The sequence below is a fragment of the Amycolatopsis sp. lyj-23 genome, assembly GCF_046549135.1.
In the GTDB taxonomy this organism is placed as follows: Bacteria; Actinomycetota; Actinomycetes; order Mycobacteriales; family Pseudonocardiaceae; genus Amycolatopsis.
In genome coordinates this window covers 112,982-138,916 of the sequence record NZ_JAJPWN010000020.1, presented here as the reverse complement: position 1 = coordinate 138,916, position 25,935 = coordinate 112,982, and the positions used below count along the sequence as shown (strand labels likewise).

The following is a 25,935-nucleotide window of genomic DNA, read 5'->3' as shown; positions in this document are numbered from 1 at the left end:
CGAACGGCTCGAAGCCGACCTCGCCGCCCACGAGCCCGATCAGCCCGCGACGCGCTCCAAGGCCCGCAGGTGGTTCTCGACCCGGATGGCGCCGGGCACGCACTCCCCGGCGTAACAGGCCAGCGCGCGCTCCCAGTGCAAGCGCGCCGCCTCCGCGTCGCCGAGTCCACTGTGGACTTCACCGAGCCCGCAGTGCGCCCGGCCCTGCTCGGGACGGCAGCCCGTTTCCTTCGCCACGGCCAAGGCTTCGCGGTGGTAGCGGAGGGCGTCCGAGGCGGCGCCGCGCGCGGCGGAAAGGAACCCGAGACTGTTGAGCACGCGGGATTCCACGCCGCGGTCACCGCCTTCGCGGGCCAGGCTCAGCGCCTCTTCGAGGTGCTGGGCCGCTTCCGCGTGCCGCCCCTGCGCCAGCCGCACGTCGCCGAGGTGCTTCAGCGCGACGCTGCGGTTCGGCGGGCTGCCCGTCTCCTGCGCGATTTCCAGCGCCCGCTCCAGGTGCGCCGCGGCTTCGGCGTACCGGCCGCGGGCGTGTTCGACGTCGCCGAGGATGCCCAGGGCGTACCCCTCGCTCACCCGGACACCCATCGCACGCAGGTGCGCCAGCCCCTCGTCCAGGAGCTCGGCCGCTTCGTCGTGCCGGCCCAGCGCCGACAGCACATCGCCCAGGTTGACCAGCGCGTAGCCCTCGCTCGTGCGGTCGGCGATCTCGCGCGCCAAGGCGAGCGCCTCTTCGAGGTACGCGATCGCTTCGCCGTACCGGCCGATGCCGCGGCAGGAACAGCCCAGCACCACCAGGACCAGGCCCTCGCTGGTGCGGTCGCCGGTCTTCCTGGCCAGCGCGAGCGCTTCCGTCGAGTACCCGATCCCCTCGGCGAACCGGCCGAGCGCCCGGCAGATCAGGCCCAGGGTGTTGACGGCGTGGATTTCGGTGCGCCAGTCGCCGGTCTCCCGGGCGAGGACGAGCGCCTCCTCCAGGTACCGCAGCGCTTCCGGCGACCGGCCGACCCGCCAGTGGCCCACCGCGATCAGGATCAGCGGCTCGGCCTCGGCCACCCGGTCGCCGCTGTGGTGGGCCAGCGCCGACGCGTGCGTGTGCAGCACCAGCGCTTCCTCGTGGTAGCCGCCGACGTCGAGGTAGTGCCACAGGATCCCGGACAGCAGCCGCAGCTGCTCCGGCCAGCCGTGGCGCGTCGCGTGCGCGGCGACCGCCAGGAGGTTGCGGCGCTCGGCCTCCAGCCACGCCTGCGCGTCGAGCACCTTGACGTCGGGGTCCGGCACGCGCGGCCGCAGGTGCCGTTCGTGGGGCAGCACGACGTCCATGGCCTGGCCGGCCGAGGAGACGTAGAAGTCGAACAACCGCCGCTGCGCCTCACGGCTTTCGCCGGGATCCCCGGCCGCGAGCTCGGCGGCGTAGACGCGCAGGAGGTCGTGCAGCTGGACGCGGTCGTCGCCGGTCTGCTGCGCGAGGTGGGCGCGAACCAGGGCGCCGGCCAGCCGTTCGGCCTCGGCCAGGCCGACGCCGGCGAGGGCGGCCAGCGCGGGCGGCGTCAGGTCGCGGCCGGGGTGCAGGCCGCAGAGCCGGAAGAGGCGGGCGGCGTCGGGCGCGAGGTTGCGGTAGGACCACGAGAACACCGCGCGGACGGCGGTGAGCGGGTCGCCGCCGCCGTCCAGCAGGTCGAGCCGCCGCCGTTCGTCGGCCAGCTCGGCGGCCAGGGCGGCGAGGCGCTCGCCCTCCCGGCTCAGCGGCAGCTCGGCGACCAGGCGCAGGGCCAGCGGCAGCCGGGCCGCGTACCCGATCAGGGCCGCGGCGGCCTCGGGCTCGGCGTCGACGCGCGGGCCGAGCAGCGCCCGGAGCAGGTCGCGGGCTTCGGCCTCGGTGAGCAGGTCGACGAGCACCCGCCGGGCGCCGTGCCGGGCGACCAGCCCCGGCAGCGCGTCCCGGCTGGTCACCAGCACCAGGCACGTCGGCGAGCCGGGCAGCAGCGGCCGGACCTGCCCGACCGCGTTCGCGTTGTCCAGCACCAGCAGCATCCGCCGCCCGGTGAGCGCGGTGCGGAACTTCGCGGCGCGTTCGTCCGGCTCGGCGGGGATGTCCGCCCCGGGGACGCCGAGCGCACGCAGGAACCCCGACAGCGCGTCGCCCGGGTCCACCGGCCGGACCGTGCCGTACCCGTGCAGGTCGAGGTACAGCTGACCGTCGGGGAACTCCCCCGGCGAGCGCTGCGCCCAGTGGACCGCGAGCGCGGTCTTGCCGACCCCGCCGGTACCGGAGAGGACGGCGATGCGCGCGCCGGTTTCGCCTTCCTCTCGGTGCAGCAGCGCGTCCAGCTCGGCCAGCTGGGCGGCGCGGCCGCGGAAGCCGGGGACGTCGGCGGGCAGCTGCGCCGGCACCCGAGCCGGCGGCTCCGGCGCGGCGAACTCCTGCCGCAGCACCTGCCGCTGGGCGGCCCGCAGCTCGGGGCCGGGTTCCAGGCCGAGTTCGTCGGCGAGCCGCCGCCGCACTTCGCCGAACACGTCCAGCGCGGCGGCCTGGCGCCCGGACGCCGCGAGCACCAGCACCAGCTTCGCGTGCGCGGACTCGTTCAGCGGCTCCTCCGCGGTCAGCACCCGCAGCTGCACCGCGGCGTCCTCGGGGTCGGCGACCTCGGCGTAGGCCAGCACGGCCTTGGCCCGCCGCATCGCCAGCGCGAGCCGGGCCGGGTGCTGGCGCAGCCGTTCGACGTCGGCGAGCGCCGGGCCGCGCCAGAGTCCGAGGGCCTCCTTCGGGGCGTTCCGCGCGAGCAGGGCCTCGAAGCGCAGCAGGTCGAGTTCGTCCTCCCCGGCGGCGAGCCGGTAGCCGCCCTTGTCCGTGGCGATGAGGCCGGCCGGACGCAGCGCTCGCCGCAGCCGCGCGACGTAGGTGTGGAGCAGGTCGAGGCAGGACGGCGGCGGCTCGTCCCAGATGGCGTCGACGAGGTCCTCGCGCCGGACCGTGCGGTTCGGCTGCAGGGCCAGCATGGCGAGCAGCAGGCGTTGTTTCTCCGCGCCGATCTCCACCGGTTCGGTGCCCCGCGTCACCGTCAGGGGTCCCAGCACGCCGATCCGCACCGGTTCCGGCGGGGCTTCGGCGAGCGCGTCCCGCAGCCTGCGTGCCGTCTCCGGCCGGGGGCGGCGGACGCTGCCTAGCTCGGCATTGCGCACCGCGCGCAGGCTCAGTCCCGCACGCTCGGCGAGCTGGGCCTGGGTGAGGCCGGCGAGCACCCGCCGGTCCCGCAGCCATCCGGCGAACGACGGACCTTCGTCCACAGGCGTCCTCTCCTGCGTCCCCCGAGCGGAACGTACCTCTCCAGCATCACGATCGTGCCGCCCGAGATGTACCACCGATCGGCCAAGATAACCGTTTGCGCAGGTACGGACGGTGACACCGGCGCGGAACAGCAGTACAGGCGCTCGTCCACCGCGCTTTCCTAGGCTTTCTGGCGTCCGGTGGTGACGAGGGGTCCGAGGCGCAGCCGTCGCATGGGGTACGACGGCTGCACCCGGGCCCTCAGACGCCGAAGCGCTTGAGCAGGGCCCGCACGGCGGCCGGGTCCTCGACGTGGGCGTTGTGCCCGAGCCCGGGCAGCGTGACGGCGTCGGGGTCGAGCGCCCGCAGCTGCTCCGGACGGCTCATCGGGTCGTCCTCCCCCGCGACGAGCACGACCGGACAGCGCGCCCCGGCCAGCAGGGCCGGCATGTCCGGCGCGCCGAGGCCGAACGCGGCCGGGTCCATCGCGAGGCGCCAACCTCCCTCGGTCTCGCGAAGCCCGGCCGGGTCGGTCGGCGCGATCCCGAGCAGCCCGGACACCTTCAGGTACGCCTGCTCGGCGTCGGCCCGCGTCTCGAACACCCGCGGCGGCCGGGCGGCGAACGACGCCGCGCGGTTGAGGTCGTCCTGGCTCCACTCGACCTTCACCCCGAGGGCCAGCACGCCCGCGACCTCGACGCCGTAGCGGCCGGACGCCAGTTCGAGCGCGAGCACCCCGCCGAGCGAATGCCCGGCCACGACGAGCGGCCCGCCGTCCGGCAACGCCCGCGCGACCGCTTCGGCGAGCGTGGCGAAGCTGTAGTGCGGCAGGGGTGCGGACGGGCCGTGGCCGGGCAGGTCCGGCACCAGAACGCGCCGCTCGAGCTGCACGGCGAAGTGGTTCCAGACGGCGCCGGTCGCGCCGAGGCCGTGCAGGAGGAGGACGGCCGGTTCGCCCTTGCCGCCGATGCGCATGTTGAGCGTGTCCATCCGCGCAGCCTCCCAAACTGTCGGTGGCCGCGGCTAGGGTCGGTTCGTGATCACCGATCCGGACACCTACGTGCGAGGAGTCCCGTACGACGAGCTGGCGCGGCTGCGGCGCGCCGGCCCGGTGGTGCGCGTCGACGACTTCTGGGCGGTGCTCGGCCACGCCGAGGTGCGGCGGGTGCTGCGCGACCCCGCGGTGTTCTCTTCGCAGCTCGGCGGAACCCAGATCCGCGACGCGGCCGACCTCGCCTACGTGCGCCGGATGATGCTGAACATGGACCCGCCGGAGCACGGGCGGCTGCGCGGGCTGCTCACGAAGGCGTTCACCCCGCGCGCGATCGCGAAGCTGAGTTCGCAGATCGAGAGCTGGGCGCGGGAGCTCGTTCTCGCCGTCGCCGATCGCGGCGAGTGCGACTTCGCGCAGGTGGCCGCCGACCTGCCGCTGCTGACCCTGGCCGGCGTGTTCGGCGTGCCTGAACAGGACCGGCGGCTGATGTACGACTGGAGCAACCGGGTGATCGGCTACCAGGACGCCGAATACGCGGTGAGCTCTACGGTTTCCGACTCCGAGGTGACCGGGCTCGCCCGGGCCGCGCTCGCCGTCCGCCCGTCGCCGGGGCCGGACGGGTCGATGCCGGATCCGCGGACGCGCGCGGGCATGCCGGACCTCTACGCGTACGCGAACGCGCTCGGCGAACACAAGCGCGGGCACCCGGGCGAAGACGTGATGAGCAACCTGATGCAGCACGTCCGCGACGACGGCGGCCGCGTCTCGCTCGCCGAGTTCGAGAACCTCTTCTGGTTGTTTTCCGTGGCGGGCAACGAAACCCTGCGCAACGGCCTGCCGGGCGGGATGCTCGCCCTGCTCTCCCACCCCGCGGAATACCGGCGGCTGCTGGCCGACCGGTCGCTGCTGCCGTCGGCGGTCGAGGAGATGTTGCGCTGGTGGACGCCGGTCACGCACTTCCGGCGCACGGCGGTCGCGGACGTCCGACTGTCCGATGTGGACATCCGCGCCGGGGACAAGGTGGTGGTCTGGTTCTCGTCGGCCAACCGGGACCCGTCGGTGTTCCCCGCACCGGACACCTTCGACATCGGGCGGACGCCGAACGACCACCTGACCTTCGGCCACGGCCCGCACTTCTGCCTCGGCGCGCACCTGGCCCGGGTGCAACTGCGGGCGATGTTCGACGCGGTGCTCGACCTGCTCGGCTTCGCCGAACTCGCCGGCGAGCCGGTGCGGCTGCGGTCGAACTTCCAGAACGGCCTCAAGTCGCTGCCGATCAGGTGGGCCCGCTGATGGAGATCCGCGAGCTGCGCGCGTTCGTCGCGGTCGTCGAGGCGGGCGCGATGTCCAAGGCGGCCCGGCAGCTGCACCTGAGCCAGCCCGCGCTGTCGCAGACGATCACCGCGCTCGAACGCCGGCTCGGCGTCCGGCTCCTGGTGCGCACCAGCACCGGCGTGCAGGTCACCGAGGCCGGGACGACGCTGCTCAGTGAGGCCCGGGCGGTGCTGGCGCGCCACGACCAGGCGCTCGCCGCGATGGCCCGGCACACCGCGGACGGCGGCGGCGTGCTGCGCGTCGGCGTCCCCTTGGAACTGCCACCCGACCTGCTGCCGTCGGCGCTCGCGCGGCTGCCGGACACGCGGGTGCAGGCGCGCCACCTCTCGTCGGTGGCGCAGGTGGCCGCGCTGCGGGCCGGCGAGCTGGACGTCGGGCTGGTGCGCGAGCGCCCGCCGGGGCCGGATCTGGACGCGGCGCTCGTGGTGACCGAGGACGTCGGCGTCCTGCTGGCCACGGAGCTGGCGGAGAAGCTCGGCTCGCCGGTCCGGCTGGAGGACCTGGCCGGGCTGGAGTGGTTCGCCTTCCCCCGTGCGGGCAGCCCGGCCTGGTACGACGAGCTGGCGGCGATCCTGCGCAGCCACGGCCTCGACGTCGGCCCGGAGGTGCCGGAGGAACAGCGGCTGATCGTCGAGCTCAAGATCCCGGCGGTCAGTGCGGGCGGGGCGTACGCCTTCGCGCCGCCGCGGTGGCCGTACCCGCTGCCCGACACCGTCCGGTGGGTGCCGCTGGCCGGGAACCCGATCGTCCGGCGGACCTGGGCCGTGTGGCCGGCGACGTCGCACCGGCGGGACGTCGCCGAGTTCGTGGCGGCGCTGGAAGACCATCGGCGGAACGGATCGGAGGTATAAGGAGGGCCGAACGCTCAGCCGGAAGTCTCCGGCGGCGGTCTCGCTTGAACCCTTCGACCGGGGAAAACCCCCGGGGTTGCGGAGGAGCTGAGCGATGACTGCAGAACTGTCCGGGTCGACGGCGCTGGTGACCGGCGGGACGAGCGGCATCGGCCGCGCGACGGCGGTCGCGCTGGCCGGGCTGGGCGCGCACGTGGTGCTGTCCGGCCGGGACGCCGGGCGCGGCGCCGAAGCCGTCGCGAAGATCCGCGCGGCGGGCGGCAAAGCCGACTTCGTCGCGGCGGACCTGACCGACGCCGCTTCGGCGCGCGCCCTCGCGGACCGGGCGCGGGAGCTGGGCGGGCCGATCGACGTGCTGGTGAACAACGCCGGGATCTTCCCGACCGGGCCGACCGCGGAGTTCGCGGAAGCGGACTTCGACGCCGTCTTCACGACCAACGTGAAGGTGCCGTTCTTCCTCGTCGCCGCGTTGGCGCCGGAGATGGCGGCCCGCGGCCACGGCGCGATCGTCAACGTGTCGACGCTGGTCGCGGCCCGCGGCATGGCGGGCATGGCGCTCTACGGCTCGTCGAAGGCGGCGGTCGAGCTGCTGACGAAGGCGTGGGCGGCGGAGTACGGGCCGTCGGGCGTCCGGGTCAACGCGGTGAGCCCGGGCCCGACCCGCACGGAAGGCACCTCGGTGTTCGGCGAGGACCTGGACGAACTGGCGGCGGCGGGCCCGGCGGGCCGGGTGGCAGCCCCGGAAGAGATCGCGGCGGCGATCGCGTTCCTGGCGGCGGGCGACGCGAGCTTCGTCCAGGGCGCGGTCCTCCCGGTGGACGGCGGCCGGCTGGCGGTGTGAGCGCGGGCGGACGGCGTCACCGGAGGAAAGTGACGCCGTCCCGGGGCCGCTCGTCGACCGTGAGCGAGAAAACGTCCGGCCGCGCGTAATGGCCCGAGACATCGAGGCTCTTGCGGGCCGCGACGATCTCGTCGAGGTCGATCTCCGCCGTGATGAGCCCTTCGCCGTCCCGCAGCGGACCCGCCAGGACGTCTCCGGTGGGGCCGATGATCACGCTGCCTCCGCGGAACGGGTCGTCGCCCCCTGTCTCGTACGGGCACGCCGAAACCACGAAGCACCGGCCTTCGTCGGCGATGTGGCGCATCGACGCCTGCCAGACGTCACGGTCGTCCGCCGTTGGGGCACACCAGATTTCCACGCCCTTCGCGTACATCGCCGCGCGCAGCAGGGGCATGTGGTTCTCCCAGCAGATCGCCGCGGCCGCGCGGCCCGCCGCCGTCGGCACCACCGGGAGCGTCGAACCGTCGCCGCGGCCCCAGAACACGCGCTCCCGCGCGGTCGGCACCAGCTTGCGGTGCTTGGCCACCAGGCCGTGGCCGGGATCGAGGAACACCGCCGTGCTGTACAGCGTCGAGCCGTCGCGCTCGATGACGCCGGCGACCAGGCTCGCGCCCGTCCGCGCCGCGAGCCCGGCCAGCTCGGTGACCTCGGGGCCGGGCACGGTCACGGCCGCGTGGAAGTACTCGACGAACGGCGTCCGGCCCGGGTAGCCGCCGAGGACCGCCTCCGGCAGCACCACCAGGGCGGCGCCCCGGAGCTCGTCCTCGAACGCCAGGATCCGCTCGAGTGGGACGCCCGTGGCGATCTGGAGCGCGGCGACGGTCGTCACCCGCGCACCGGTTCGCGTCGCGGCCACCACGGGACCACCGCCGACGTCCGCCGCTGGTAGTCCGCGTACTCCGGGTACCGGGACTTCGTGATGCTCTCGGTGAACCGCGTCGAGCCGACGAACAGCAGCGTGAGCAGCACCGCGCCGGCGACCGTCCACTGCAGACCGCCGGCGACCACGCCGAACGCGGCGACCGCCCACCACTGCGCCTGCTCGAAGAAGAAGTTCGGGTGCCGCGAGTAGCGGAACAGCCCGCTCTGGAGGAACCGCGTCGAGGCGCGACCGGCGTGCTTCTCACGGTGGAACTCCCACTGCTGCTGGTCGGCGACCGTCTCCCCCACCAGGAAGGCGGCGAACACCACCGCGACGACCACGTCCGCGACGCCGAACGAGCCCCGGTTCTCCAGCGCCGTCAACGCCGGCAGCGTGATCAGCAGCAGGATCACGTTCTGGTACAGCGAGATGAAGAAGAAGTTGAACAGCTGGAACTGCCACGGCGCCATCCGCTCGCGCAGCACCGCCCACCGGTAGTCCTCGCCGCCGGGTGCGTAACCACCCTTCCGGGCGAAGTTGAACGTCAGCCGGACGCCCCACAGCGCGACCAGGGCGAACACCACGTCGAGCCGCGGGTCGGCGAACCCGGCGGCGCCGGCGAAGATCCCCGCGTAGGCCACCGGCACGATCGACCAGATCCGGTCGACCCAGGAGTACTCCCTGGTCAGCACGGAGACCAGCCAGGTGCCGAGCGTCACCCCGGCGAAGACGTACAGGCACACCCGCAGCGCGTCCATGGGCCCACTTTAGGACCTAGGATCGGCGCCGTGCCGTACTCCTTCCTCAGCCACCTCGAGTGCTCCCGGACCGGCGAACACCTGGACGCCGACGTGCGCCAGGGCCTCTCCCCCGCGGGCGCGCCGCTGCTCGCGCGGTACGACCTCGACGGCGTCCGCGAAGCCGTGACGCCGAAGGAGATCGCCGGGCGGGAACCGACGCTGTGGCGCTACCACGAGGTGCTGCCGGTGCGGTCGGCCGAGCACGTCGTCAGCCTCGGCGAGGGCATGACGCCGGTGCTGCGGCTGCCGCGCTACGGCCGCGAGCTGGGGCTTTCACGCCTGTGGATGAAGGACGAAGGCCTGGTTCCCACCGGCACGTTCAAGGCGCGCGGCGCGGCGGTCGGCGTCTCGCGGGCCGCGGAACTGGGCGTGCGCGGGATCGCGATGCCGACGAACGGCAACGCGGGCGCGGCGTGGGCGTTGTACGCGGCGCGCGCGGGGCTGTCGAGCCTGGTCGCCATGCCCGGCGACGCCCCGGCGATCACCATGCGCGAGTGCGTCGCGGCCGGCGCCGAGCTGTACCGGGTGGACGGTCTCATCGGGGACGCCGGCAAGCTGATCGCCGCCGCGGCCGGGCGGCGTCCCGGGGTGCAGGACGTCTCGACGCTGAAGGAGCCGTACCGCATCGAGGGCAAGAAGACGATGGGGTACGAGCTCGCCGAGCAGTTCGGCTGGCGGCTGCCCGACGTCATCCTCTACCCGACCGGCGGCGGCGTCGGCATCATCGGGATCCACAAGGCGCTGCGGGAAATGCAGGAGCTGGGCTGGGTTTCCGGGCCGCTGCCCCGGCTCGTCGCCGTCCAGGCCACCGGGTGCGCGCCGATCGTCACGGCGTTTTCGCGCGGCGACCGGGAAAGCACGCCGTTCCCGGACGCCCGGACCGTCGCCTTCGGCATCACCGTGCCCAAGGCGCTGGGCGACTTCCTCGTGCTCGACGCCGTGTACGCGACCGGCGGCACCGCCGTCGCCGTCACCGACGAGGAACTCCTGGCCGCGCAACGGGAACTGACGTCCTACGAGGGGACGTTCGTCTGTCCGGAAGGCGGAGCGTGCTTCGCCGCGTTACGGCACCTTCGCGAGTCGGGGTGGCTCGGAGGCGACGAGGACGTCGTCGTGCTCAACACCGGCGCCGGGATCAAGTACCCGGAAACAGTGCCCTTGGACGTCCCGCTGCTCTCGACGACCGACGCGATCCCCTAGAGGACCGACCGCACCGTTTCGGGGTCGCGGGCGACGACCGCCGTGCCGTCGTCGGCCGTGATGATCGGCCGCTGGATCAGCTTCGGGTGCTCAGCGAGCGCCTCGATCCACTTCGGCCGGTCCTGCGGCGTGCGGCCCCACGCCTTGAGGCCGAGCTCCTTCGCGACCGGCTCGGCGGTGCGCGCGATGTCCCACGGCTCGAGGCCGAGGCGCTCGAGGACCGCTTCGAGCTCCGCCGCCGTCGGCGGGTCCTCGAGGTAGCGGCGCACGGTGTACTCCGCGCCCGCCTCGTCCAGCATCGACACCGCGGACCGGCACTTCGAGCACGCCGGGTTGACCCAGATCTCCACGGCGGCAGCTTACCGCCCTGGTTTTGGAGCACGTGCTCTGTTACGGTCGCGGCATGCCCCGCCCCCGCGTCCACGACCTCGACGCGCTCCTCGACGTCGCCGAGCGGCTCGTCGCCTCCTCGACGGAGGTGACGGTCCGTGGCCTGGCCGCGGCCGCGGGCGTCCCGAACGGGACGATCTACCACGCGTTCGGGTCACTCAGCGCGCTGCTGGCCCGGGTCTGGCTGCGCGCGGCGACGGCGTTCCTCGATCTCCAGACCTCGCTGGTGGACCAGGCCCCTTCGCCGGTGGAGGCCGTCGTCGCGGCGGCGGACACGCCCGCGGTGTTCGCCTCCGTGCGTCCCGACGGCGCGCGGATGCTGCTCGCGGTCCGTGGCGACCGGCTGTTCGGGCCCGACCTGCCCGACGAGCTGGCGGACGCGCTGCACGCGGTGGACAAGCGCCTGGTCGCGCTGCTCGTCCGGCTCGCCCGGCAGCTGTGGGACCGCGGCGACGGCCTGGCGGTCGAGGTGATCACCACGTGCGTCGTCGACCTGCCGACCGCGTTCTTCCGCCGTGACATCACCGATCCGCTGGTGCGGGACAGGCTGGCCGCCGCGGTGCGGGCCGTGCTGACCGTGCCCCCTCGAGAAAAGGACCGACCGTGACCGTATCCGTGCTGGACCTGGGTGACGACGAAAACCGGTTTTCCCCGGACTGGCTGCAGCGCGTGCACTCCTTTTTGGACGGTGTCGAGGGCGCGCTGGTGACCACCGGCGGCGGCAAGTTCTACTCGAACGGCCTCGACCTCGAATGGCTGACCGCCCACGGCGACCAGGCCTCGGCGTACGTGGCCGACGTGCAGGAACTGCTCGCGCGCGTGCTGACGCTGCCGGTCCCGACGATCGCGGCGATCAACGGGCACGCCTTCGGCGCGGGCGCGATGCTGGCGATGGCGCACGACTTCCGCGTGATGCGCGCCGACCGGGGGTACTTCTGCTTCCCGGAGGCGGACATCAACATCCCGTTCACGCCGGGGATGGCGGCGTTGATCCAGGCGAAGCTGACCCCGTCGGCGGCCGTGGCGTCGATGACGACGGGACGGCGGTTCGGCGGTACCGAGGCGGCGGACATCGGGCTGGTGGACGACGTCGCGGCCGAGGGCGAGGTGGTGAAGGTGGCGAGCGAACGGGTGCACGCGCTGGCGGGGAAGGACCGCGGCACGCTGGGGGCGATCAAGGGAACGATGTTCGCGGCGGCGGTGGCGGCGTTGCGGGCGGCTTAGGCCTCCGGCCCCCGGGTTCCAGCTTACCGGGGACCACCGACAGTTCCGGGTGGCCGGCACAGCGAGATGGCTGCGGCCGGACGGCGGAAAGCCTTGCGCGGCAACGATTCCCGCGCAAGGCCGCCGTCAGCGCTGTTCACCCGACCGCGTCACCTCCGCCAACCGCCCGCGCAGGTACCCCCGCTCCGGCTCGGTCCCCGCCAGCTCCAGCGCCTCCCGGTAAGCCTCAGCCGCCTCCGCCGCACGGCCCGACCGGCTCAGCAGCTCGCCGCGCGCCGCCGCGAACGGGCCGTACCCGCGCAACCTCGGCTCGTCCGCCAGTGCGTCCAGCAGCACCAGCCCCGCCTCCGGGCCGTCGCGCATCGCCACCGCCACCGCCCGGTTCAGCTCCACCACCGGCGAGGGGGCCAACCCGCGCAGCACGTCGTACAGCGCCACGATCTGCGGCCAGTCCGTGCCCGCCACGTCGGGCGCCTCGTCGTGCAGCGCCGCGATCGCCGCCTGGACGCCGTAGAGCCCCGGTGGCCCGCCGGTCAGCGCGACCTCCACCAGCGCCGCCCCCTCCTCGACCATCGCCCGGTCCCAGCGCGTGCGGTCCTGGTCGTCGAGGAGCACCAGTGCGCCGTCCGGGCCCGTGCGGGCGTCGCGGCGCGCGTGGATCAGGAGCAGCAACGCCAGCAGGCCCGCCACCTCCCGCTCCGCCGGCAGCAGCCGGCGGAGGATGCGACCCAGCCGGATCGCCTCCTCCGCCAGGTCGAGCCGCTGCAGGTCCGGGCCCGCGCTCGCCGCGTACCCCTCGGTGAAGATCGAATACACGACCTGGAGCACGCCCGGCAGCCGTCCGGGCAGCTCGGCGGCGTCCGGCACCCGGAACGGGATGCGGAGCGTGCGGATGCGGTGCTTCGCGCGCACGATCCGCTTGCCCATCGTCGCGCTCGGCACCAGGAACGCCCGCGCCACCTCCGGTGTCGTCAGCCCGGCCAGGCAGCGCAACGTCAGCGCCACGCGGTCCTCGGCAGGCAGGGCCGGGTGGGCGCACGTGAAGAACAGCTGGAGCCGCTCGTCGGGCAGGCCGCCGTCGGACTCCGGCGCCGGCGCCGCGCGCTCGGCCTCGACCTGCAGCACCGCGAGCCGGGCCGCGTAGGCCTGATCGCGGCGCAGCCGGTCGACCGCCTTGCGCCGGGCCGTCGTCATCAGCCAGGCGCCCGGCTTCGGCGGCACGCCCTCCGCGGGCCAGCGCACCAGCGCCGCCTCGATCGCCTCGGACGTCACCTCCTCGGCCAGGTCGAGGTCGCCGAACCGCCGGACGAGCGCGGCGAGCAGCAGCCCGCGCTCCTCCCGGAACACCGCCTCGAGACTCAGCCGGGGATCCCCGGCGGACGCGCCTGCCCGGCCCGCCACGGCGTCAGCCCTCGTAGTCGGCGAGCGGCCGCACCACGATGGACCCGCCGTCACGGGACCCCGGGCAGCGCGCCGCCCAGTCGAGCGCGACGTCGAGGTCCGGCACGTCGACGACGAAGTAGCCGCCGAGCACCTCCCGGGATTCGGCGAACGGGCCGTCGGTGACGAGCCGTTCGCCGCGCTCGTCGACCCGGACGGTCGCGCCCGTGGTGAAGTCGGCCAGCGGGCTGCCGTACAGGTAGACGCCCGCTTCCTGGATCTCCTTGTAGAACAGCTGCCAGCCTTCCGGCGTGCAGCCGCCGACGGCCTCGCCTTCGGCGGTCAAGCTGGCGTTGATCAGCATCAGGTACTTCACGGGATTCCTCCGGTGGCTCGGTTGCCGTACGCCACCACTACGAACGGCGGCCGGCCGCTTGGACACACCATCGCAGAAAACTCCGCACGCGCCCCAGGGGCGATCAGCCGTAGCGGCGCGCGTCGAGCAGCCGGCCGAGCTGTTCACGCCGGGAAGTGCCCTGCGGCAACCGGACGAGCAGCTCCTGCAGGACGTCGAACACCCCTTCGGGCACGGCGTCCGGATCCGCGCGTTCGAGCAGCGCGGCCACGGTCCGGATCGCCCAGTACTGGATGAAGGCGGTGGCCTCCCGGCCGAGCGCCCGCACGGTCTCCTCGAGCAACGCCGGATCCGGCCGTCCGTACAGCGCGGCGTACCCGGCGAGGCGCATCCCGCCGTCGTCGTCGCCGAACGCCTGCACCGGGTCGAAGCCCGGCACGCGCGGGAGCACGGTCACCATCGCGCCGAACAGCTGGTCCAGCTCCGCGGTGCGCTCCGGCTGCCGCGGTGCCTTGCGCAGCCGCCGGTACTCCTGTGCGAAGAGCCGGACCGTCTCCATCGTCGGCGGGAGGTCCTCACCCCGCGCGGCGCCCAGCGCGGCCTGGGCGGTGCTGCTCGCTTCCTCGGTCGTGCGCTCGAGCGCGTCCTGGCGCTGCTGCAGGTCCCGGTACTTGACCTTCCAGCCGCCCGGCAGCTCGATGCTCTCCAGCAGCTCGCCGAGCCAGGGCACCAGGGCCACGACGAAGAGCAGCACCGTGATGGCGTCGATCTTCAAGCCGGGCCAGATCAGGTGGGTCGCGGCCGCCAGCAGCGCGACCACGCTCACCGCGGCGCCCAGCCACCGCCGGCGCCCCTTCACGACGTCACCGGAAAGCGTCCGCGTGCGCCTCGGCCCACTCCTCGAACGTCCGCGCCGGCCGGCCGGTCACTTCGGACACCGTCGGGTACACCGTCGCTTCGTCCAACGTCCCGTCGACGTAGAAGCTCCAGAACGCCTCGACGTACTCGCGCGGCATCCCGGCCTCGAGCTCCACCCGCGTCTCGTCGTCCGACAGCGCGACGACCCGCAGGTCCCGCCCGAGCACCGAGGCCAGCGCCGCCACCTGCTCGACCGGCCGCACCGCGACCGGTCCGGTCAGGTCGTGGACGAGCCCTTCGTGCCCACCCGCCAGTGCGAGGGCCGCCACCGCCGCGATGTCGGCCGGGTCGACGCACGCCACCGGGACGTCCGGGAACTGGACGCGGACGGTGTCGCCCGTGCGCAGCTGCGGCAGCCAGCGCAGGGCGTTCGACATGAACGCGCGCGGCCGCAGGAACGTCCAGTCCAGGCCCGACTCCCGCACCGCGCGCTCGGACAGCGTCAGGTAGCGCGAGACGGCGTTGCCGAGGTCGGCCAGCGCCGCCGACCCGCCGGACAGCAACACGATCCGCCGCACGCCGGCCTCGCGCGCCTTCGCCAGCGTGCCCGGCATGTTCTCGTAGCCGGACAACAGGAACACGCCTTCGACGCCCTTCAGCGCGTCGGTCAGGCTGCCCGGGTCGTCGAGATCGCCGACGACGGCTTCGGCCCCCTCCGGCACCACGACGTCCGGCCGGCGCACCAGCGCCCGGACCGGTGCGCCCGCCGCGGCGAGCGCCGCCGTCACTTCCGCGCCGACGTTGCCGGTGGCGCCGGTGACCAGGAACATGGCCAACCCCCCAGAGTCGTCCCGGCCCAGCCTAGCGCCACCGGCCGGCCTCAGTCCTGCGCCGGCAGGTCCTCGAACTCGACGACCTGCCGGACCTCCACCTCGATGTCCTGGTCGAAGAGCTCGACGTACCGCTCGGCGAACGCGACGGCCTCCGCCCGGTCCGCCGCGTTGATCAGCGCGAACCCGCCGATGACCTCCTTGGCCTCGGCGAACGGCCCGTCGGTCACGCGGACGGCGGCGCCGCGGGCCTTGCGGACCAGCGCGCCCTTCTCGGTCGGGTGGACGCCCTCCGCCGTGATCAGGATGCCCTTCTCCGCCGCCTCCTGGATGAACCCGCCCATCTTCTCGATGAACTCCTGGCTCGGGTTCCACGACTGCGGGTCGTGCTCGTCGACGCGGTGCATCATGAGGAAACGCATGGGTCTGCTCCCTGGTGTCTCGGCCGGGGTCCGGTGCGTTCCCGGACGCGGTGACCGGCCTTCACCCCCGCGTCGATCGGCCGCATGCGGCGTTCGACATTTCTCCGGGGAGATTTTTCCGGCAGACTACCTGTGACCTGTATCACCACGAGAAGGGGTGGTCGACGTGCGTCCTGCGGGGCGCGATGTGCTCCTGACGAGGTGCATCATCCCGTCGGTCGCGGGAGGCTGAGCTCGTCGATCAGCACCGCCGCCCGGCGAGCCGTCGCGGCCGCCCGGCGTCCGGTGCTGAGCAGCGCCAGCGCGACGAGGGCGGCGCCGAGCCCGGCGACCAGCCACCACACACCGTGTCCCGCGCTCGAAAGCGCGACCCCCAGCGTCGTGCCGGTCTGCCGGCCGGCCGACGCCAGTGACGCGGCCACCCCGGCCATCGATCCCGGCATCCCGGAGACGGCGGTGTTCGTGATCGGCGGGTTCACCGCGCCGAGGAACACGCCGAACAGCAGGAAGGTCGCGAGCACGACGGGCAGCGGCGTCGCCGGGCCGAGGAACGCCGAACCGAGGCCGCCGGCGGCGAGCGCGGCACCGGCGACGACCAGCGGCCACCGCGGCCCGTGGCGCCCGACGAACCGCCCGGTCCGCGGCGACAGGACCAGGACGAGCACGCCGACCGGCAGCAGGCACAGGCCCGCCGTCAGCGGGGTCATGCCGCGGACGTCCTGCAGGTACTGCGTCGTGACGAAGAGGAAGGCGCCGAACCCGCACAGCGCGAACAGCGCCATGACGATCGCCCCGCTGAAGGAAAGGCTGCGGAACAGGCGCAGTTCGAGCAGCGGGTCCGTGCGACGCGGCTCGTAGGCGAGGATCCCGAGCACGCCGAGCGCGGCGACGGCGAGCAGGCCGAGCATCCACGGGGACGTCCAGCCCAGCCGGTGCGATTCGATGAGCGCGGAGACGACGCTGCCGAGCACCAGCAGCACCAGCCCCTGCCCGACCGGGTCGAAGCGGCGGGCCCGCGGCGCCCGCGACTCGGGCACGAACAGCGTGGTGGCCACGAGCGCGGCGGCGATGATCGGGACGTTGACCCAGAACACGGCCCGCCAGCCGAAGGCGCCGACGAGCGCGCCGCCGAGGATCGGCCCGAGCGCCAGGGCCAGGCCGGACATCGAGCCGAAAACGCCGATGGCGCGGGCCCGCGCGGCGGGTTCCGGGAAGGTGGTGGCGACGATGGCCATCGCGACCGGGTTGAGCATGGTGCCGCCCGCGGCCTGCAGCGCGCGGGCCGCGATCAGCCAGCCGACGCCCGGGGCCAGGCTGCACAGCAGCGACCCGAGCCCGAAGACGGCGAGCCCCCACCGGAACACGCGCCGACGGCCGAAGCGGTCGGCGGCCGACCCGGCGAGCACGAGGAAAGCGGCCAGCACGAGCGTGTAGGCGTCGACGGTCCATTGCAGTCCGGCGACGGAAGCGCCCAGGTCACGGCGGATCGAGGGCAGGGCGACGGTGACGATGGAGATGTCCATCACCACGACGACGATGCTGGCGCAGCAGATCGCGAGCACGAGGCCCGGACGGCCGGCGGTGGGAACGTTCATGCGTCCGAAGCTAGGATTTAGAGCGTGCTCGAAGTCAACCCGATCCCCGCGGAGGGACTGACGATCGCGGACGCGGCCCGCCGCAGCGGCGTCAGCGCCCACACGCTGCGCTACTACGAACGGGCCGGTCTGGTCGTGACGGACGTCGACCGGACCGCCGGCGGGCGCCGCCGGTACCGCCGGCTGGACCTGGAGTGGATCAAGATCTGCACCAAGCTCCGCGCGACCGGCATGCCGATCAAGACGATCCGCCGCTACGCCGAGCTGGTCGCCGCCGGGCGCGGCAACGAACCGGAACGCCTGGCGCTGCTGGAGGAGCACCGCGCCGACGTGCTGGCGAAGCTGGCGGAACTGCAGGAGAACCTGAAGCTGATCGACCGCAAGATCGGGGTGTACCGGGGGCGCCTGGAAGCCGGCGACGCCGACAACCTGTGGGCGCCGGCCCAGCCGGGCTGAGCGCTACCCCAGGCCGCCGTAGGCCGCGGTCACCATTTCCATGCCCCGCCCGTCGCCGGTGATGGCGTCGAGCATCTGGTTCATCGCGTAGGCGACGGTGAGGCCGGCGTCGAGGTCGTTGAACACCAGCGAGCCGCCCATACCGCCCCAGAAGCAGGTGCGGCCGCTGACGCCGTAGCCCATGCCGTAGCGCATCCGCACGCCCAGCGCGTGGTCGAGGCCGTGGTACTGCTCCTCCAGCGCCCGCTCGCACCCGGCGCGCGAGAGCAGCCGCACGCCGCGGACGATGCCGCCGGCCGACAGGACGGACTGGACGGCCGCGACCGACCGGGCGTTGCCGTGGCCGGCGCCCGACGGGATCTCCGCCCGGCGCCACGCCGGGGTGTTCGTGTCCGCGGGCACGAGCTCCGGATTCGGGGCGACGTCGAGGAGTTCGGTGGGCGGCGGCGGGGTCAGCCCGCCGGGCGGGGCGAGGGACGGCGCGACGCGGTGGTGCTCGTCGTCGGGCAGCCCGATGTGGAAGTCGGCACCCAGCGGGCCGGCGACCTCCGCGGCGAAGAACGCGCCGATCGTGCGACCGGTGATCCGCCGGACCACTTCGCCGAGCAGGAATCCCTGCGTGACGGCGTGGTAGCAGCCGACTTCGCCGGGCGGCCACCGCGGCGTCTGGGCGGCCAGGAGCGCGGTGACCTTCGGTGCGTCACAGAGGTCGCCGAGGGTGATGGGCGTGTCCCAGACGGGCAGCCCGGCGGTGTGCGAGAGCACGTGCCGCACCCGCACGTCCGCGGCGCCGAACTCCGGCCAGTACGCCACGAGCGGCGCATCGAGGTCGAGTTCTCCCCGATCGGCGAGGATCAGGGCGCACAGGGCCAGCATCGTCTTGGTGGTGGACCAGACGTTGGTGATCGTGTTTTCCCGCCACGGCACGGTCCGGCCCGCGTCGGCGTACCCGCCCCACAGGTCGGCCACGGGCTCGCCGTGCAGGAAGACCGCGACCGAGGCGCCGACGTCGTCCTTGGCCAGTGACGCCGCGAGCGCGTCGCGGACGTCCCGGAACCGTTCGTCGCACGTTCCGTGCACCTGCCCCATGGGAGCCGAGTGAACCGCGTTCGCGCCGGTGCCGCCACCGAATTCCGTCCCCGGGGCGGGCGATGATCGACTGGGGTGCCGTCGTCTACCGTAAGGGCGTGGCGGGCTACCGTCCGTGTGCTCCGACGGCGATGGCAAGGCGGCTGGTGAAGGAACGCGAGTTGCGGCGCCGCTGCAGGCGGCTGCTGAAGGAACTGGGCATCCGGCCGCCGCTCGACGTCCTCGAACTGTGCCGCAGCGTCGGCGACCAGCGCGGCCGCCCGATCCGGCTGATCCCGCACCGGATCCCGGTGCCGGGACCGTTCGGTGCCTGGATCGCCACCGATCAGGCCGACTACATCGTCTACCAGCAGGACACGAGCAAGGCCCACCAGCGCCACATCATCCTGCACGAACTGGGCCACATGCTGGCCGGCCACGGCGCCACCGCGGAGAACCACGACCTGGCCGGGCGGCTGGCGCCCGGTCTGGAGCCCGAAGCGGTCCGGCGGGCCCTGCTGCGCACCTCCTACGACACCGACCACGAGCGGGAGGCCGAGACGGTGGCGACGATCATCCTGGAGTGGGCGTCGGTCCTCGACCGGGTCGCCCCGCCGTCGTCGGGCGAAGGCGCCGCGCGGCGGCTGGACGCCGCGCTCGACGAACGGCTGGGCTGGCTGTGAGCAGCAAGCTCACGCTCCTCGTGGTCCAGGCCGTCATCCTGTTCCCGGCACTGCTGTGGAAGAGCTACCAGCTGACGCGCGCACCGCGTGACGTGGCCCGCTGGATGGTCACCGCCTGCCTGGCGTGCTTCGCGGCCGCGTACCCGCTGGGGCTGCTGGCCGGCGACGTCAACCAGCCGGACCCCGGGCGGATCGTGCCGCTGCTGTTCCAGCACGTCTTCCTCTGCGGGCTGGTGTTCTCCCTCGCGTGCTTCTTCCTGTTTTCGGCCCTCCCGCCCGCCCGGGCGCGGCGGCGCGCGCTGGTGGAGGCGGCTCCCCTGGGCACGGCGATCCTGGTGATGGCGACCGTCACGGTGCTGGTGCCGGACGTCCCGCCGGCGCAGTACCCCCGCAGCGCGGTCTCGGTGTTCTACCTCGCGGCCGACCTGTACCTGACGTACGGCATCGCGAGCGCGTGCTTCTTCGCGCGGCGCTACGCCCGCGGCGCGGCCCCACGGCTGGCCCGGGGGCTGACCGTGGCGTCGGTGGGGTTCGCGATCGGCGCACTGGGCGGAGCCACCCTGATCGCGGTGGTGCTGGTGCACTGGGCGGGCGCGGCGATCCCCCGGCTGCTGGTCCAGGCGACGGTCTGGCTGGTGTTCCCGAGCGCGATCCTGCTCGTGGTCGGCCTGTCCTACCCGGGCGTCGCCACCCGCCTCGCGGCGGCCCGGGTGTGGTGGCAGCACCTGCGGACGTACCACCGCCTCCGTCCACTGTGGACAAAGCTGCACGAGGCGTTCCCGGAGGACGCGCTGAGCCGCACCCCGCTGGGCCGCTGGGACGCGCTGAGCGTGCTCGGCGTCCACCGCCGCTACTACCGCCGGGTCATCGAATGCCGCGACGGACTGGTGCGGCTGAGCCCGTACGTGGCGCGCTCGGAGGACCCGCTCCCGGACCGGCTGACAGCGGCGCTGCGCGCGCACGCCCGGCGCGAGCAGGTCCCGGAGGAGCCGATGCCGATAGCCGTCCCGGACGGCGGCAGCCTGGACGACGACGCCCGCGAGCTGGTCACGCTGTCGGAGTCGCTCACGGGCTGACGCAGCGGCCGGCCGGTCAGCCGCAGGGCGCGCTGAGGGTGCTGTTGTTGGCGGTGTAGGTGGTGAGGGCGGTCCCGTTGCACTGGTACTGCACGACACCCTTGCCGCTGGCCACGACCTGGGCGGCGCCGCCGGTCACGCGCGAGATCGACACGGGCAGCGGGATGATGGGCCCGAGCGGGAAGTAGGAGTACTCGTTGATGGCGGTCAACGCGGTCCCGCTGTAGGTGAAGCTCTGGATCGGCCCGCTGACGGCGTAGGCGGGCGCAACCCCGGCTCCGGTCAGCGCGACGACCCCGACGACGATGGCGGCGTACCGAGACATCCGATGCGGCATGCCTACCGTTCTAACACCGCGGCCGGGCACTGTCTGCCACCATTCGTACGCCCCGGCCGGCTGCGCCGGCCGGCGGTCAGCGGTCGAGCCAGGGGGCGAGCAGCTTCTCGAGATCGGCGTCCGACAGCGCCCGCGGGCCGCCGTGGAACTCGTGCCAGCGCGCCGCGTCACACGCCGCGTTGTACTCCACCTCGAACGCCCGCATCAGCACGTACATGAACGTCACCGAGCTGAACCGCTCGCCCAGCAGCGACCGGGCGCCGCGGGCGACGTCCGTGGCGCCGCGGAAGTCCGCCAGCTTCAACGATTCCGCAGCCGGGTCGAGCAGGCTGGGGGCATACATCACGACAAACTCTCCATCACAGAAACGAAACTCAGCCTTCGGCGGCCAGCTGGCCGCACGCCGCGGCGATCTCCTGGCCGCGCGTGTCACGCACCGCGCACGCTACTCCGCCCGCGTTGACCAGCCGCACGAACTCCCGCTCGACCGGCTTCGGCGACGCGTCCCACTTCGAACCCGGCGTCGGGTTCAGCGGGATCACGTTCACGTGCACCAGCTGACCCAGGTGCTTCCGCAGCCGCTTGGCCAGCAGCTCCGCCCGCCACGGCTGGTCGTTGATGTCCCGGATCAACGCGTACTCGATCGACACCCGCCGCCCCGACGTGTCCGCGTAGTACCGCGCCGCCGACAGCACCTCGTCCACCGACCACCGGTTGTTCACCGGCACCAGCGTGTCCCGCAGCTCGTCGTCCGGCGTGTGCAGCGAAACCGCCAGCCGCACCTGCATCTTCTCGTCCGCCAGCTTCCGGATCGCCGGCGCCAGGCCCACCGTCGACACCGTCACCGACCGCTGGCCGATTCCCAGGCCACCCGGCGCAGGGTCGGTGATCCGCCGCACCGCCGCCACCACGCGCTTGTAGTTCGCCAGCGGCTCGCCCATCCCTACCGTTTTACAACGTGAGCTGTGGCCTAGTTACCGCAGTTCAACGAGCCAAGCGTGAGCTTCGTCACGGCTACCTTCGGTTATACGGCAGCCATAGACTGTTCGTCGCCATCGTGCACAGCGTCCATCTTGCGTCACCTGGGAACCGATCGTTCCGCAAGGTCACCTCATGCGACGGGTTCCGGAACGGCCTCGTTCGACACACCGAGCACCCCGCCATCGTCGGCCCTCCATCTCACCGACGTGCTTCCTCTACCTGACGGAACTACTAGTCCGCCACGGCGGTTCCGCCGCTGACGCAACCCAACCGCGTCGTAACCCCAAGCGGGCGGCCCCCGTTCCACGACAAGGCCGCGCCCACCGCGACCGTCGCTCTAGCGGAGACGCGAACGCCGCAGCAGGCGGAACAGAACGAGGAGCCCCGCGATCGTTGCCACGTGAGCCCATCGCCAACGGCGCGATGGCCGCGGGCCAGTTCTAAGACGCTGAGCTGCCTGTTGAGGCGGTCGCGGTCGCGGTACTTCGGTTTGTCGTGATCTTGTCCACTCGAAAAGTAGACTGGCCAAGAGGGAGCCACCGATACCCAATCCGATGCCCGAGTTCGTGAGCGTCTGCTGGGCAGAAGCCATCTGATCGACGTTCATCACTCGCATAGAGGGCTGAATCGCATGGCCACTGCTCCAGGTCACCAGGCTGGAGTCCTGAAGCGGCGGCACAACTGCCTCGACCGTTGTCCGCGCAGCTACGCTGCCGGCACCGACTTGCTTGTGGAGCGTCGGCGGAACGATCCAATCTCCAGGCAGCTCCTGGCCACCTAGGAAGCTGCCGAGGTTCGTCGTGGGAACGCCAGGAAAGCCCCCAACCAATGGCCAAACTAGGCTCTGCCGCGGGGTGTCGTTGCCGAGAAACAGCGCGGGGTGCTGAATAGCGGCTTGAGCTTGGCCAGTGAGGGTGTAGCCCGTGCCCGCGAAGCCTTCTCCAGCTTGCGAGACACAGGGACCGAAGGCGCCGATCTTGACATGAAGAACTTGCGTGTGCCCGAGGGCCCACGAGACGTCGCCTTGCACGAGCTTGGCGTCATGAAGTTCGCTGACAAGAGGGCGGTCAGAGAGCGTCGGGCCGAGGATGTCGACCTCGCTGAGGCGAGCTTGCCCACCGATGAGGAGCACTCCGTCGAAGGCACGGCTACCACACGCAAGAAGGGAATACCGGAGATACGGGTGCTCCCCTGGAGCGCCTGGCTCCATGGCGACGACGCGCAGCTCCAGCTGTTCAGGGATTGGTTGGTCGGAGTGCTGGAGGACGGCAACCCATCCCTCGAACGGCGCCGTGGATGGTTGCGCGTTCACGACCCCCGACGCGAAGACGTAAGACGCTATGCTCCCGAGTCCGACCAGTACGACAGCCACCGAGCCAAGCCGGCGCATCCACCTCACCCGCACACCCTCCGTTACCGAACCTTTGACCTTGTTACGGAGCGCACGCCGCGAAACTGAGCAACACAGGTGATCAGCTCCGGCTCAGGCGGTTTTGCGCCTGGAACAGATAGCTGTAGGCGCTGGAGGGGTCGGCTTGACGGCGAAGTCCAAGGAGGGCACCAGCTGCCCCCAGAGCCGCTCCTACGGGATTCCCCGTCGCATGTGTGACGGCACTGCCGGCGATGGCGATGCCGAAGCTGGCCAATGGGCGCCGCCAAGACTTCCGGGCAAGCCGTCGGAGCTCGTCGGCCACGTCGGCCAACGCCTCGCGTCGATCAGCGAACGCCCGTTCGTGCTCTGCGATGTCGAGTGACGCCAGTTCCCGGACGAACTGGCGAGGATTCCGGGCGTAGGCGCGGTGCTGCGCTCCATGCTGCCGCCGGAAGTCTAGAACTTCGTCAAGAGGTACCGACGACAGATCAAACGTGACCTGCTCCAGGTCGAACGCGACGATGTGGCCGGCAGTCGGCAAGACCTCCAGATCCAACGTGTCAAGCAACGCCCGCAGTGATCGGCTGTTGGCACTGACAGGCTGAAGAGCGTAGCCAGACGCCTCAGCCGGTGCGCGCAAAAGCTGCGGCAACACCACGAGCACGAAAGCCCGAACCACGGGATGCAGCGGGATCGACACGCCATCTTCAGTGTGCCGGGCAAGTCCGCGCTCCCGAAGCTGCTCCAGGACTATCTCAGTCAGCCCGGCATCGGCAGTTCCGCCGAGCCGAGAATGTGACAGTTCCGCAAACGCGGTTTCCCTGTCGAGATCATCGAATACTCCACTGCTGATGATCTTATCGAGAAGGTCGGTCAGCGCCTCAGCAGTTGACTGATCAACTAGTACTTCAGGGCTCAGCAGGTGTAACAACCCTTGCTCGGCGAGCGGCTGCGCCAAGGCCGGATCGGTCAGCAGCGGCCGTTCGCGCATGTACTCCGGCACAAGCAGGGCAAGGCCGTCGAAGAACAACAGCAGGCTCTTGAACCAATCGCCCCTATCAGGTAACCAGTACGGCTCGTGGTAGTACGCCACCTCACTCAACGTGTGCACGCTATCGTCAGTCCTCGCCGTTGCGGTCAAGCCGCCCACCTCCTCGGTAGTTGGTCGCACCCAACTTCGGTGGCGTTACGACGCCGATCATGCGAGCCGACCGTTGTGACACCAGGGTGTCGCGCAGCTTGTCGTCCGGTGTGTGCGGGAAGACCGCGAGGCGAACGCGCATCTGCTCGTCGACCAGCTTCCGAATCGCCGGCGCCAAACCTACCGTCGACACGGTCACCGAACGCTGAGAGATAGCCGAGGCCGGCAGGAACCGGTTCAGCAACTCGACATATCGCCGCTGTAACGAGACGAAACTGACGATCGGCTCGCCACCGCTGCGCCTCGAGCGACGCGGCGGGCTGCCTACTCCACGCCGAGTCGATCCCGCAGACTCGCCGCCAGCCTTTCCTAAGCAGGGGACTTGTAACCTTTGAAGTAATCGTGGCGACCCCTGCGACTCGCCGCCCCTCCCAAACGACGAAGTTCTCACGCCCAGAGTACTCTTCGGCAGCCCGGGACAGTGAATAGGAGGCGAACGCAGTGCGCAAACACACCAAGACTTTGCTAACCCTGATAGCAATCTTCACCTTTCTGACATCGATCTTCAAATGTGCATTAGCAAATAGAACATTCCGAGCCACCCAACCATCTACACGAAAATCACGCCAGAGGCGAACCCTTAACCCTGGCGCCCGATCGTTCGACTCGCCTCGAAAATCTAGATCCTCTGCACTCGAATTAATTCTGCTGGCAACGTATGTAATTTTCATCGCAGGGTCAATTTGGGCATTGATTGCCTTCTACGGACAGTACTCAAAAATTTCAGATTTCCCACCACGAGCAGCGGACGCAGGTGGCGCACGCCTCTACTTCTCGCAGCAAGGTGTTGACGCCATCATGCAAGCGAAGGTGACCGATAGCAAATGGAGCGGCCAGCAGCTTGACATCTACATCAATGCGACAGGCAAGGATGTCGGTCACGATTTAGGATTTCGAGTCGTTCTTACCGGAAGTCTGGCTACGCAACCAGAACTGCCACTCTGGGACAAGAAGGATGCCCACGGCTGCTGGCGCAACCTCTACGTAATTCCAGAACAATCGTATTCATGCGTAATGAACAAGGGGACCAGCGACGGACTGGGTGGAAACGTTCCCAATCTTGACCAGATCGTAGTCGCAGGCGATATGCTGCCCGCACAGCAAGACCACACCTGGGCGCAAGTTACTATTTACACAGACCAGTCGATGAGAACATCTGCAGGCAAACGGACAAACTTCTCGCTCCCCCAGTTCGGCACCAAAAAGGTACCCGAATCAATTCGCAACATTCCATATGAAGTTGGGATCAGCGAGAAAGTTTTCGCGCCTTCAAAGCTGGATCTTGTCATCGACTATCGTGACCTTGACCCAAACGAGAAGATCGACTCGATTGCTCCGGACTTGTACGAGTCCGGAAAACTGTCATGGATCGAGACCGACAGCTCGATAATTCACCCACGCGGTTCGATAGTCAATGTCGAACTAGAAGAATCCGGCCAACGCCAGCTATACTTGATCGGCATCCTTGCAGGACTGCTTTCCGCAATTGCCCCAATGGCGTTCAGTGCGGCATGCAAGAAGATCGAGAAGCTAACAAGAAAACGCGTGAAGTGACGTGC

At 71.4% G+C, this 25,935-nt stretch carries 26 protein-coding genes and 2 pseudogenes; 11 read left to right on the top strand and 17 right to left on the bottom strand.

Going from position 1 to position 25,935, the window contains the following annotated elements; genetic code table 11:
- Positions 1–39 precede the first annotated feature (39 nt).
- On the bottom strand, positions 40–3,285 hold the full coding sequence (locus ACLJPY_RS40130) for a tetratricopeptide repeat protein (RefSeq protein WP_410596185.1): 3,246 nt from the start codon (positions 3,283–3,285) through the stop codon (positions 40–42).
- 241 nt (positions 3,286–3,526) lie between these two features.
- Positions 3,527–4,255, bottom strand: coding sequence for an alpha/beta fold hydrolase (locus ACLJPY_RS40125; RefSeq protein ID WP_410596184.1), 729 nt, complete (start codon positions 4,253–4,255; stop codon positions 3,527–3,529).
- A 46-nt stretch (positions 4,256–4,301) separates the two neighbouring features.
- Between ACLJPY_RS40125 and ACLJPY_RS40120 the strand changes: the two genes are divergently transcribed.
- The 3 genes from ACLJPY_RS40120 (at position 4,302) to ACLJPY_RS40110 (ending at position 7,286) form a co-directional block, all read left to right on the top strand.
- Entirely contained in the window at positions 4,302–5,552 is a 1,251-nt protein-coding gene (locus ACLJPY_RS40120; RefSeq protein ID WP_410596183.1) for a cytochrome P450, read from the top strand.
- The gene (locus tag ACLJPY_RS40115) at positions 5,552–6,445 is read left to right on the top strand and encodes a LysR family transcriptional regulator (protein ID WP_410596182.1); all 894 of its coding nucleotides are present in this window, start codon (positions 5,552–5,554) and stop codon (positions 6,443–6,445) included. The genes ACLJPY_RS40120 and ACLJPY_RS40115 overlap by 1 nt, the downstream gene beginning before the upstream one ends.
- 94 nt (positions 6,446–6,539) lie before the next feature.
- A complete protein-coding gene (locus ACLJPY_RS40110) occupies positions 6,540–7,286 on the top strand; it encodes an SDR family NAD(P)-dependent oxidoreductase (RefSeq protein WP_410596181.1) in 747 nt (248 codons plus the stop codon).
- Between the two features lie 16 nt (positions 7,287–7,302).
- On the opposite strand, the gene ACLJPY_RS40105 is transcribed toward ACLJPY_RS40110, so the two are convergent.
- Both ACLJPY_RS40105 and ACLJPY_RS40100 read right to left on the bottom strand, forming a co-directional pair.
- Entirely contained in the window at positions 7,303–8,115 is an 813-nt protein-coding gene (locus ACLJPY_RS40105) for a nitrilase-related carbon-nitrogen hydrolase (protein ID WP_410596180.1), read from the bottom strand.
- On the bottom strand, positions 8,112–8,906 hold the full coding sequence (locus ACLJPY_RS40100) for a DUF1295 domain-containing protein (RefSeq protein WP_410596179.1): 795 nt from the start codon (positions 8,904–8,906) through the stop codon (positions 8,112–8,114). The genes ACLJPY_RS40105 and ACLJPY_RS40100 overlap by 4 nt, the downstream gene beginning before the upstream one ends.
- A 30-nt stretch (positions 8,907–8,936) precedes the next feature.
- Between ACLJPY_RS40100 and ACLJPY_RS40095 the strand changes: the two genes are divergently transcribed.
- Entirely contained in the window at positions 8,937–10,148 is a 1,212-nt protein-coding gene (locus tag ACLJPY_RS40095; protein ID WP_410596178.1) for a threonine synthase, read from the top strand.
- Here ACLJPY_RS40095 and ACLJPY_RS40090 read toward each other — a convergent pair.
- Positions 10,145–10,498, bottom strand: coding sequence for an arsenate reductase family protein (locus ACLJPY_RS40090; protein ID WP_410596177.1), 354 nt, complete (start codon positions 10,496–10,498; stop codon positions 10,145–10,147). The two genes, ACLJPY_RS40095 and ACLJPY_RS40090, sit on opposite strands and share 4 nt — an antisense overlap.
- 53 nt (positions 10,499–10,551) lie before the next feature.
- Between ACLJPY_RS40090 and ACLJPY_RS40085 the strand changes: the two genes are divergently transcribed.
- Entirely contained in the window at positions 10,552–11,145 is a 594-nt protein-coding gene (locus tag ACLJPY_RS40085) for a TetR/AcrR family transcriptional regulator (protein WP_410596176.1), read from the top strand.
- A complete protein-coding gene (locus tag ACLJPY_RS40080; RefSeq protein ID WP_410596175.1) occupies positions 11,142–11,762 on the top strand; it encodes an enoyl-CoA hydratase/isomerase family protein in 621 nt (206 codons plus the stop codon). Before ACLJPY_RS40085 ends, ACLJPY_RS40080 begins: the two co-directional genes overlap by 4 nt.
- Positions 11,763–11,888: 126 nt before the next feature.
- On the opposite strand, the gene ACLJPY_RS40075 is transcribed toward ACLJPY_RS40080, so the two are convergent.
- The 6 genes from ACLJPY_RS40075 to ACLJPY_RS40050 form a co-directional block, all read right to left on the bottom strand.
- Positions 11,889–13,163 (bottom strand): RNA polymerase sigma factor, encoded by a 1,275-nt coding sequence (locus ACLJPY_RS40075; protein ID WP_410596174.1) that lies wholly within the window; start codon positions 13,161–13,163, stop codon positions 11,889–11,891.
- A 4-nt stretch (positions 13,164–13,167) separates the two neighbouring features.
- The gene (locus ACLJPY_RS40070) at positions 13,168–13,518 is read right to left on the bottom strand and encodes a YciI family protein (protein ID WP_410596173.1); all 351 of its coding nucleotides are present in this window, start codon (positions 13,516–13,518) and stop codon (positions 13,168–13,170) included.
- 103 nt (positions 13,519–13,621) lie between these two features.
- On the bottom strand, positions 13,622–14,356 hold the full coding sequence (locus tag ACLJPY_RS40065) for a hypothetical protein (RefSeq protein WP_410596172.1): 735 nt from the start codon (positions 14,354–14,356) through the stop codon (positions 13,622–13,624).
- 4 nt (positions 14,357–14,360) lie between these two features.
- Complete coding sequence (locus ACLJPY_RS40060; protein WP_410596301.1) at positions 14,361–15,185, bottom strand: NAD(P)H-binding protein; 825 nt, start codon at positions 15,183–15,185, stop codon at positions 14,361–14,363.
- A 50-nt stretch (positions 15,186–15,235) separates the two neighbouring features.
- A complete protein-coding gene (locus ACLJPY_RS40055; RefSeq protein ID WP_410596171.1) occupies positions 15,236–15,607 on the bottom strand; it encodes a YciI family protein in 372 nt (123 codons plus the stop codon).
- A 206-nt stretch (positions 15,608–15,813) separates the two neighbouring features.
- On the bottom strand, positions 15,814–17,202 hold the full coding sequence (locus ACLJPY_RS40050; protein WP_410596170.1) for an MFS transporter: 1,389 nt from the start codon (positions 17,200–17,202) through the stop codon (positions 15,814–15,816).
- A 24-nt stretch (positions 17,203–17,226) separates the two neighbouring features.
- On the opposite strand from ACLJPY_RS40050, the gene ACLJPY_RS40045 reads away from it, so the two are divergent.
- Positions 17,227–17,658 carry a MerR family transcriptional regulator gene (locus ACLJPY_RS40045; RefSeq protein ID WP_410596169.1) on the top strand — a complete coding sequence of 144 codons (432 nt, stop codon included), beginning with the start codon at positions 17,227–17,229 and terminating at the stop codon, positions 17,656–17,658.
- 3 nt (positions 17,659–17,661) lie between these two features.
- Here the strand turns inward: ACLJPY_RS40045 and ACLJPY_RS40040 are convergent, their stop codons facing one another.
- Positions 17,662–18,747 (bottom strand): serine hydrolase domain-containing protein, encoded by a 1,086-nt coding sequence (locus ACLJPY_RS40040; protein ID WP_410596168.1) that lies wholly within the window; start codon positions 18,745–18,747, stop codon positions 17,662–17,664.
- 146 nt (positions 18,748–18,893) lie between these two features.
- On the opposite strand from ACLJPY_RS40040, the gene ACLJPY_RS40035 reads away from it, so the two are divergent.
- Complete coding sequence (locus ACLJPY_RS40035) at positions 18,894–19,409, top strand: hypothetical protein (RefSeq protein WP_410596300.1); 516 nt, start codon at positions 18,894–18,896, stop codon at positions 19,407–19,409.
- Entirely contained in the window at positions 19,406–20,485 is a 1,080-nt protein-coding gene (locus ACLJPY_RS40030; protein ID WP_410596167.1) for an MAB_1171c family putative transporter, read from the top strand. The genes ACLJPY_RS40035 and ACLJPY_RS40030 overlap by 4 nt, the downstream gene beginning before the upstream one ends.
- A gap of 16 nt (positions 20,486–20,501) precedes the next feature.
- Here ACLJPY_RS40030 and ACLJPY_RS40025 read toward each other — a convergent pair whose 3' ends face one another.
- From ACLJPY_RS40025 to ACLJPY_RS40015, 3 genes and pseudogenes are all read right to left on the bottom strand, one after another.
- The gene (locus ACLJPY_RS40025) at positions 20,502–20,810 is read right to left on the bottom strand and encodes a hypothetical protein (RefSeq protein WP_410596166.1); all 309 of its coding nucleotides are present in this window, start codon (positions 20,808–20,810) and stop codon (positions 20,502–20,504) included.
- Between the two features lie 88 nt (positions 20,811–20,898).
- Positions 20,899–21,165 carry a hypothetical protein gene (locus ACLJPY_RS40020; RefSeq protein ID WP_410596299.1) on the bottom strand — a complete coding sequence of 89 codons (267 nt, stop codon included), beginning with the start codon at positions 21,163–21,165 and terminating at the stop codon, positions 20,899–20,901.
- 31 nt (positions 21,166–21,196) lie between these two features.
- A pseudogene (locus ACLJPY_RS40015) lies at positions 21,197–21,769 on the bottom strand (radical SAM protein); the annotation flags it as partial.
- A gap of 1,076 nt (positions 21,770–22,845) precedes the next feature.
- Here ACLJPY_RS40015 and ACLJPY_RS40010 point away from each other — a divergent pair.
- The gene (locus ACLJPY_RS40010) at positions 22,846–23,262 is read left to right on the top strand and encodes a hypothetical protein (protein WP_410596165.1); all 417 of its coding nucleotides are present in this window, start codon (positions 22,846–22,848) and stop codon (positions 23,260–23,262) included.
- Between the two features lie 13 nt (positions 23,263–23,275).
- Here ACLJPY_RS40010 and ACLJPY_RS40005 read toward each other — a convergent pair whose 3' ends face one another.
- Together ACLJPY_RS40005 and ACLJPY_RS40000 are read right to left on the bottom strand one after the other, a co-directional pair.
- Positions 23,276–24,268: a hypothetical protein gene (locus tag ACLJPY_RS40005; RefSeq protein WP_410596164.1), complete on the bottom strand. Its 993-nt coding sequence runs from the start codon at positions 24,266–24,268 to the stop codon at positions 23,276–23,278.
- Positions 24,269–24,395: 127 nt separating this feature from the next.
- Positions 24,396–24,591 (bottom strand): annotated as a pseudogene (locus ACLJPY_RS40000) (23S rRNA (adenine(2503)-C(2))-methyltransferase RlmN); the annotation flags it as partial.
- 226 nt (positions 24,592–24,817) lie between these two features.
- Between ACLJPY_RS40000 and ACLJPY_RS39995 the strand changes: the two are divergent.
- Positions 24,818–25,930, top strand: a complete 1,113-nt coding sequence (locus tag ACLJPY_RS39995) for a hypothetical protein (protein WP_410596306.1) — start codon at positions 24,818–24,820, stop codon at positions 25,928–25,930.
- Positions 25,931–25,935 lie beyond the last annotated feature (5 nt).